Origin of the sequence: Thioalkalivibrio sp. ALE14 (assembly GCF_000376845.1) — a bacterium.
Lineage (GTDB): Bacteria > Pseudomonadota > Gammaproteobacteria > Ectothiorhodospirales > Ectothiorhodospiraceae > Thioalkalivibrio.
Genome location: NZ_AQXY01000004.1, coordinates 1 through 7,692 on the forward strand (window position 1 = coordinate 1; position 7,692 = coordinate 7,692).

General features: G+C 62.9%; 9 protein-coding genes and 2 pseudogenes. All 11 read left to right on the top strand.

Annotation, left to right across the window (positions count from 1 at the left end; translation table 11 throughout):
• Window positions 1-303, top strand: a 303-nt coding sequence (locus F572_RS0100055) for a WYL domain-containing protein (protein ID WP_026181377.1), incomplete at its 5' end; no start/stop codon positions are given.
• The gene (locus tag F572_RS0100060; RefSeq protein ID WP_018158265.1) at window positions 300-908 is read left to right on the top strand and encodes a hypothetical protein; all 609 of its coding nucleotides are present in this window, start codon (window positions 300-302) and stop codon (window positions 906-908) included. The genes F572_RS0100055 and F572_RS0100060, both read left to right, overlap by 4 nt.
• A 20-nt stretch (window positions 909-928) precedes the next feature.
• Window positions 929-1,630 carry a YajG family lipoprotein gene (locus tag F572_RS0100065; RefSeq protein WP_026181378.1) on the top strand — a complete coding sequence of 234 codons (702 nt, stop codon included), beginning with the start codon at window positions 929-931 and terminating at the stop codon, window positions 1,628-1,630.
• 144 nt (window positions 1,631-1,774) lie between these two features.
• Entirely contained in the window at window positions 1,775-2,152 is a 378-nt protein-coding gene (locus tag F572_RS0100070; RefSeq protein WP_018158267.1) for a hypothetical protein, read from the top strand.
• A 76-nt stretch (window positions 2,153-2,228) separates the two neighbouring features.
• Window positions 2,229-2,300, top strand: a pseudogene (locus tag F572_RS15845) (zinc-ribbon domain-containing protein); the annotation flags it as partial.
• A gap of 69 nt (window positions 2,301-2,369) precedes the next feature.
• Window positions 2,370-2,846 (top strand): RDD family protein, encoded by a 477-nt coding sequence (locus F572_RS0100075; protein WP_018158268.1) that lies wholly within the window; start codon window positions 2,370-2,372, stop codon window positions 2,844-2,846.
• Window positions 2,847-2,974: 128 nt separating this feature from the next.
• Complete coding sequence (locus F572_RS0100080) at window positions 2,975-3,451, top strand: hypothetical protein (RefSeq protein ID WP_018158269.1); 477 nt, start codon at window positions 2,975-2,977, stop codon at window positions 3,449-3,451.
• Window positions 3,452-3,534: 83 nt separating this feature from the next.
• Window positions 3,535-4,383: a zinc ribbon domain-containing protein gene (locus F572_RS0100085; RefSeq protein WP_018158270.1), complete on the top strand. Its 849-nt coding sequence runs from the start codon at window positions 3,535-3,537 to the stop codon at window positions 4,381-4,383.
• A gap of 165 nt (window positions 4,384-4,548) precedes the next feature.
• Complete coding sequence (locus F572_RS0100090; RefSeq protein WP_026181380.1) at window positions 4,549-6,687, top strand: AAA family ATPase; 2,139 nt, start codon at window positions 4,549-4,551, stop codon at window positions 6,685-6,687.
• Between the two features lie 269 nt (window positions 6,688-6,956).
• Complete coding sequence (locus tag F572_RS0100095) at window positions 6,957-7,322, top strand: hypothetical protein (protein ID WP_018158272.1); 366 nt, start codon at window positions 6,957-6,959, stop codon at window positions 7,320-7,322.
• A gap of 197 nt (window positions 7,323-7,519) precedes the next feature.
• Window positions 7,520-7,692: pseudogene (locus tag F572_RS15565) on the top strand (IS256 family transposase); the annotation flags it as partial.

A 7,692-nucleotide genomic window follows, 5' to 3' on the forward strand; every position in this document is an offset into this window, starting at 1 on the left:
ATCATCCGCAACGGCGCCTTCGACTATCCCGAGGGTGATGCCATCCCCCTGGAACTCCGGGTAAATGCGGACCTTGCCTACCACCTCCACGAGGCGCGCCTGGCGGAAGACCAGCTCATTGAGCGGGGTCCCGACGGTACCTCGCGTGTGACGGCCACCGTGCGCGACACCGCCCGGCTCAAGTGGTGGCTGCTGGGGCTGGGTGCAGGCGTCGAGGTCGTTGGACCCCCGTCACTGCGCGACGCCATTGCCCAGGAATTGGAATCCGCCCGTCTGGCCTACCGCACGAAGGATCCCGCATGAGGGCCTTCCGTGCCTTGCGCAACGGTTGGGCGTGCTTGTCCGGTCGCAGGCGCCTGGCAACGCGCGGGGACATTCGGGCATGGACCGTGGGCAATCTGTTGCTGGAGCTTCCGCGGTGCACCCGCCGCGTTCGGCTTCTGTCGCCCCAGCAGGGGCAGTCAGCCGTCGGCTGTGAATGGATTGTTTCCGCCCGCGACCTGGAGCACTGGCTGGAAGAACGTGACCCGCCTGTGGTCGCGGCAAGACCGGACGGGCCTCGTCGGGCCTTTCGGTTATGGCTGCAGGCCGCGGACGATCGTGTCGACGCCATCACCGATCTCCCGGACGCGTTTCGGTCCGAACTGCGCGGCCGGTTCACGCAAATGGTTTCGGCGATCGCGGGAGAGCTTCGCTGTGTGCAATGCGATGACGTCGTGACGTGCCCGGAAGAAGTGTGCGGCGATAAAACCCACGACGGGGCCTTCACCGTCTGGACGACGCAGACCCGGTGTGTGCGAGGGCATGACCTGTTCAGCGAGGCGCACGCGATCGAGCTTTATTTCGGGGGACGGGCGAGTCGTGACTCGGCCTCTCCATCAAGTCGCAGGCAACAGGCTAGGGCCTGAACGAAACAGGGGAAGAGATAGTGATCAGCGGGAAACTGGCAGGGCTGATGTTGGGCGGGATGTTGCTGGCCGGGTGCACCACGACGCCTGTCAGCTTGGATCCTGCCCAGAGCAGTGACACGGTTGCCGTCGGGTCGGCGAATGTCGAGATGGGTTCTGTTACGGACAGCCGACAACATGGCGCGAACTGGCTGGGGGCCATTCGGGGTGGTTTCGGTAATCCCCTGCAGACGCTTGAAACCGAAGAGCCAGTGTCCGAGGTCGTCCGCGGCCAGTTCAATACGGGACTCGAACAGCGGGGAATGCTCGCGGAAGAGGATGAGGGCGATTTCATCCTGGAAGTCGACATCGAGCAACTGGATTCGAATCAAGTGATGCGCCGAGAGGCGCATTCGAGACTGGATGTCACCCTGGTCGAACGTGAATCTCGCCAGATCGCGTACGAGAATTCCGTTCGGTCAAGCAACGTCGAGGGGGGTGCAGGCGGCGGCATCTTCGCGTCGATCGAGAAACTGGAAGAACTCCTGACGCGGACCCTGTGGGAGACGATCGACGAGGCCCTGGACGACGAGCACCTGCACCGGGCCATCGCCGAAGGGCCCACGGAAACCCAATCCTCAAGCGAGTTGGAGGCGGATATCGAAGCACTTCGCCGCCTTCGGGATCGGGGTGTGTTGTCCGAGGACGAATACCGTGAGCGGGTACTCCAGTTGGTGGACTGATGGGGCGGTTGCAAACCGTACGGGTTCGCACGACCCCTGAACGATTCCCGTTCCTGCGGGAGGCCATCCAACGAGCACTGCTTCCGGCTAGGCAGCTCTATGAAGAGCGCCGTTTGATTCGGCCATGAAAAGGTTCGTGAGCCCATGACTCCAAGCGGACGATTCACGCTCGAAGCAGGGTGTTGGTACGCGCTGGAATTGATCGGTGAGGAGTTCGGCCCGTCACTTCGGGCTTACTCGCCTGTGAAGGTGTTCGGAGTGCAGTTATTCAAGGACGGCTCAAGGCGCTTTGACCTGGATTTCTTCCACGCAAATTACCCTGCGGGTGTGCAACACAAGAGGTACACGATCAAGACCATCGAGAGAAACCGCTTCTTTTTGCTCGGAGGGGTGGATCGTCCAAGCGTGTCGAGGTTTGTCCTGCTGTCACCCATTTCTGCGGACTGGTTGAACGAGCACTTCCAGATCGAGGTGCCGCAGGGCGAGGATGTTGAGCGTTTTCTCGAGCGCCAACAGACATAAGGGGCCGGCGGTTGGACGGAATGCCCGACTATCGTCGATAGAAAATGCTACGTACGGACGACAAGGAGAACTGAACATGGAGAGGTTCTGTACGCAATGCGGCGCGCCGGTAGTCGAAGGCGCCAGGTTCTGCGGGAAATGCGGTGCGGCGTTGTCGGTGGCGGAGGCCTCGGGAACGCGCGGGCCGGTTGTCCCTGCAGGGGGTGGGTCAGGAGTGATGCATCACGAAGCCGGTTCGGCGGGCGATGCCGCTACGGATCTACGTTACGCGGGCTTTTGGTATCGCTTGTTGGCTTGGGTGATCGACTACGTCCTCGCCTTGATCGTAACGCTGCTCATCGTCCTGCCCATTGGGTTCGTGTACGGGCTCATGATGATGGGGTCCGCGACGGGGCAGGAGATTGAAGCCGGGGCGGAAGGGCTCGGCCAACTCCTTGGCATTGTGATCGCGTGGCTGTACTGGACGGTGTTCGAATCGTCCGGCTGGCAAGCCACCCCCGGTAAGCGGATGCTCGGATTGCGGGTGACGGATCTGGATGGCAGCCGTATCGGCTTCGGCCGGGCCAATGCCCGCTATTGGTCCAAGATCCTTTCCGCCCTGATCCTGTTCATCGGCTTTCTGATGGTGGCGTTCACTCGCCGCAAGCAGGGCCTGCATGACCTGATTGCCTCGACGCTAGTACTTCGCCGCTGATCGCGCCGTCGTGCGGTGCGTCGGGAGCCTTCGTCTCTCCACAACCGCGGGTGACGTCGGGCGACCGTATCCGTCGCGGTGCACGGGTACCTTTGTAGCCAGGGATAGAACACGACAAGGAGAAGCCGATGACGAGTCGGACGCGCTATGGAGTGGGGTTGGCTGTCGGGATGTTTCTGGCTTTCGGGGCGGCCGCGGCAAAGGAGACGGTTCAGACGACCGATGGCCGCGAGATCGTCCTGCACGCGGATGGGACCTATGAGATCGTGGAGGAAAGCCAGCAAGCGGACGAAGGCAGTGGGGATGGATACCGGCGGGTCTCCCTGACGGATCTTAAGCTGGACAGCAAGCGCATGGGTGGCGAGCGAGTGGAGGTCACGGCCTCGATTCAGTCCATTGCGGGCATGGTGACGTTGACCGATCCGGAGCAGCCCTTTGATATGAACCCGGTGATGGCGGACGCGGAACGCCTTCCGAGAAACGATCGCGCGCAGATCCTGGAGCGCTGTTCCGCCTCGGGCTGTCGCGTGACGCTCCAGGGGGAGGTGAAGCACTTCGGATTTGGAGAATATGGTCTCGAGCTCCACCGGATTGTGCGCGACTGATCTTCCGTCGGGCACGCGACAATGATCGTCGTGCCACTGCGCAAGAATGATCCCTTCAGTCGGGAAGACAAGGAGGGCCGTTCATGCGAGTGGTACGAAAGATTCGGGGCGAGGATCGCGTTCAGTTCGAGACCGAAAACAATCGTGACCCCGACAAGCTGCTGGCGCAGCTCGCGAACAAGTACCCGGAACACGAGCTGAGCTTCGTCGAAGATCCCTTCGAGCCGGAGAGCAGGGCGATTCGGATCGCGCACCCCAACGATCCGAAGGCACCGCAGCCCAAACCAACAAGCGTGGGCACGGATTCGCTACCGCCCGAATCGCAGGCAAGCCAATCCGGTGCTATACCAAAAGAGTCCGAAGGGGCGGGCCGCTCTGAGGAGGCGAGTGCATCGGAGGCCGCGGCGGATACCAAGGCCTGTCCGTATTGCGGCGAAACCATCCGGTCCGTCGCGATCAAGTGCAAGCACTGTGGCTCGGATCTGTCTGCAAGCGGCACCGCGGCCACTCGTCCGGTGCGCACCTCCCCGGATCTGGGCCTCTTCCTGTTGGGCGTGCCGATCCTGGCGATCGTGCTGATCTGGGGATGGGTGGCGAACATGAACCTTCTGCAGTCTCCCGAGACGGCCCTCATGGCGATCGGGATTGGAACCCTGCTGATCACTGCAGTGCTCGCCTCGGTCGAGGCCGCCAGTGCCGGGATGCAGACGAATCGCCAGAAAGGCACGTACGGCCCGACGGCCTGGTTCTTCTTAATCCTTCTGCTGTGGGTGGTGTGCTACCCCGCCTACCTCTACAAGCGCCGTCATTACGGGTTCGCGAACCTGCTGGTGCCCGGCCTGGTCATCGGCGCGGTTTACCTCGGCAGTTGGCTGCTCATGGATGTCGCCATCGTCGAGGCCCGTGCCGGACTGCAGAATCCGTTCCAGTAGAAGAAGCGTCTCACGGAGTGTTCGAGATGGGCCCGGCAACCGTGTGTCCCCGGGCTTTCTCATTGCTGTTGTCGATGTGGTTGGGCGCGTCTAGAGGTGCAAGGCGACAAAAACCGTCGCCCCTCTAGCGGATACTGGATCTCCAGTTTGGTCAGGAGATTCAGCATGCCTCGTACCGGTCGTATGCGTCACCGCAGGTATCAGTCACAGTCCCGTCCACTGCGGGGCGAAGCCGCGCTGTGGGCGTTGCGCCTTTGGGTGGCCGCCCGCCGCCGGGACCATGGGGACTGGCTCCTCCAGGAGCTGCAGTCGGAGACGCTGACGGATCTTGGGGTCGATCTGTCGGGAGATACGGCCATGGAGCCCCTGGACGATGTCCTGGACCCGGAACGGATTGACGAGGCGCTGGAGGAACAACTGGAGCGCATGAACCGCCAACCGATCCAGCCGCAGCGGCAGCGTTTCACGACCAATATTCGTGCGCTAGGCGACCGCCTCGGTCTGACCGAATGCGAGCAGCAGATCCTGCTCTTTCTCGTTCTGCACGAGGCCGATGCTGATCTCTCCAGCATGGTCGCCATTGCCCGCAAGGCGGTAACGATGAGTGCGACCGAGGCGATGGCCATCGCCCTCGACTTCCCGGAGCGGGAGGTGCGTGCGGCGCTGTCGAGCGACGGCACTCTGATGCGCTCGGGCCTCATCCAGTTCGACGTGCGCATGGGGATGGATTCCGCCAACATGGAGTACGAACTGCTTCGTGGCATCGGTTTGGAGCTGGACGCCCCGGAGGCGTCGCCGGACGCGATCTTTCGGACGTATTTTCGCCCTTCGCCCGCGCCCCGGGACGGGTTGTTGCCGATGACCCATCTGGAAGAGGAGCGGGCACGCGTCGCGGCCCTTCTTCGCCAGGCATCCCGGCAGGGCGCCCAGGGCATCAACATCCTGATCCACGGCGAGCCGGGTACCGGCAAGACCCAGTTTGCGCGTTCCTCGGCGGCGGAGGCCGGCCTCACGGCGGTGGAGGTGAACTTCGAGGATGAGCGCGGGGATCCATTGGAGCCGCGCAGTCGACAGCGTGCCTATCAGTTGTGCCAACACGTCGTGGCGCGGTCACCCGGCCACGCCGTCGTGTTCGACGAGATCGAAGACGTTTTCGACGCGCGCAACGGCTGGATGCGGGTTGGCAGTCGCGCGGATCGTCCCGGGGGCAAGGCCTGGACCAACCAGATGCTCGAGGAAAACGCCACGCCGGCCATCTGGATCACCAATCACGTGGGGCAGATCGACCGCGCCTACCTTCGTCGCTTCGATTACACCCTGGAGCTGCGGCAACCGCCGCGATCAGTTCGCCGCGCGCTGCTGGAGCACACCTGTGGTGATCTTCCGGTGTCGGACACCTGGATCGACCGCGCCTCGCAGATCGAGGGCCTGACCCCGGCCGAGGTACAGAGCGCTTTCCGGGTCGCCCGGCTGTTATACGCAGAGGATCAGCAATTCGCCCTCGAGTCGTTCCTGGACGAACAGCTGGCACGCCAGGCGAACCTGCAGAATCGAACCCCGCCGGTGCGGCGTCGCGGCTCCGATCTGCTGCGTTACGACCTGAGCATGCTCAACACCGACCAGCCGCTTGAACCCGTCGTCCGTCATCTGGCGGCTGCGGGGGAGGGTAGCCTGTTGCTTCACGGGGTGCCGGGCACGGGCAAGACCGCCCTCGCAACCCATCTGGCCGAGCAGGCCGATCGCCCCTTGATCCAGCGGCCCGCTTCGGCGCTGTTGTCGCCCTATGTGGGGATGACCGAGAAGAACATCGCCCGGCTCTTCCGCTCGGCCGAGGACGAGGGTGCGGTGGTGCTGATCGACGAAGCCGACAGCCTCGTCGGGAGCCGGGAGACCGCACGGGCGCGCTGGGAAGTCAGCCAGACCAACGAGATCCTGGTCCAGATCGAACAGTTCCACGGGGTGGTCATCTGTGCCACCAACTTCCTCGGCGCGATCGATTCCGCGGCCCTTCGCCGTTTCGACTACAAACTGGAACTGCGGGCACTGGATGCCGAGCAGCGAGACACGATGTTTGGTGAACTCCTCCGCACGCTGGGCCTGGATCCGTCGGAGATGTCTGTCGGGCAACGCCACATGCTTGCCGGACTCGACAATCTGACCCCGGGGGATTTCGCGACCGTCGCGCGTCGTTACCGGACCTTGCGCGGCTATCAGTCTGTCGATGCCAATACCGCCCTTGAAGCCCTGGTTTCAGAAAGCGCTATGAAGCCTGATGCCGGCAAGCGACGAGCTGGATTCGCGTAGGCAGGGGCCGAGTGCGCGGACAAGCCAGGGCGTGGTCGGATGGGCCGTCCATGGGGGGGCAGCGACGCTGATTGCAAGTTTCTTCGGCCGTACCCTATCGGGTAGTCCTCCGCCGAGCCGTCACGGAGCGTGTGTCGTTGTTGCCGTGCGACAGCGGCCTCCCGGGGATGGTTGGGATCACGGCAATCTAGCACCCCTACGTTGGGCCAGGCAGAATCGCAGGCGGATCCGGCACGCTCATACACACAGTTTCCAGTCGAGGAGAAAAGATGCGGGACAAGCCCATACAACGCGTCGAACTTACCGAGTTCTACGATGTTTCCATCTTCTGCCCGTTTTGCGGTCAATGCGTCATGGATATGGAGCCGCCAGGGGAGGATCCAATCAAGGCATGCCCCCACACCCTGTTTCTGGCGACGGACGAAGGATTCGAGTATCGAAGCAAGCGGTTCGACGAAAACCTGGGTCTGGAAGGTATGGACGAATCCGAAATCCCGATGCCCGAGAGCGGCCTTGATGGTCTTACCGATCAGGTGGCCATCGTGGATTCCATCAAGTTCGCCCTGTATGCAGGCGCGCCTGCAGGCCTAGGTGCTTACGTTGGCTTCGCACCCGAGCCGCTGGAAGACGAATAGCGGAAGGTCGCGTCGGGTTCGCGGGATGGCATCCTGCCGCGGTCATCACCCGTTCTCATGGCTCATTCATGGCTTGGCTTGTCCCGGCACTGCGGGAGTTACTGTCGAAAGTGGTGTACGGGGGGGATTGAGGAAGGCGGCGTATCCGGCTGGAATGGAAGTGCGAGCAACCAGCCAGCCAAAGGAGATACGCCACCATGGCTCACGATACGACAGACATCCCGAACGGACCAGAGGACCCGTTGACCGATCTGCTGCGCCGCGGGGCGCGGGATCTGATCAAGCAAGCGGTGGAGGCCGAGTTGCAGACGTTCATGGAGCGCTACGCGGAGGACCGCTTGCCGGACGGGCGCCGGGCAGTGGTGCGCAA

Excerpts from the sequence above, each read along its gene's own strand:
- F572_RS0100060 (WP_018158265.1), top strand. The coding sequence starts at position 300 with ATGAGGGCCTTCCGTGCCTTGCGCAACGGTTGGGCGTGCTTGTCCGGT.
- F572_RS0100070 (WP_018158267.1), top strand. The coding sequence starts at position 1,775 with ATGACTCCAAGCGGACGATTCACGCTCGAAGCAGGGTGTTGGTACGCG.
- F572_RS0100075 (WP_018158268.1), top strand. The coding sequence starts at position 2,370 with ATGCATCACGAAGCCGGTTCGGCGGGCGATGCCGCTACGGATCTACGT.
- F572_RS0100080 (WP_018158269.1), top strand. The coding sequence starts at position 2,975 with ATGACGAGTCGGACGCGCTATGGAGTGGGGTTGGCTGTCGGGATGTTT.
- F572_RS0100085 (WP_018158270.1), top strand. The coding sequence starts at position 3,535 with ATGCGAGTGGTACGAAAGATTCGGGGCGAGGATCGCGTTCAGTTCGAG.
- F572_RS0100090 (WP_026181380.1), top strand. The coding sequence starts at position 4,549 with ATGCCTCGTACCGGTCGTATGCGTCACCGCAGGTATCAGTCACAGTCC.
- F572_RS0100095 (WP_018158272.1), top strand. The coding sequence starts at position 6,957 with ATGCGGGACAAGCCCATACAACGCGTCGAACTTACCGAGTTCTACGAT.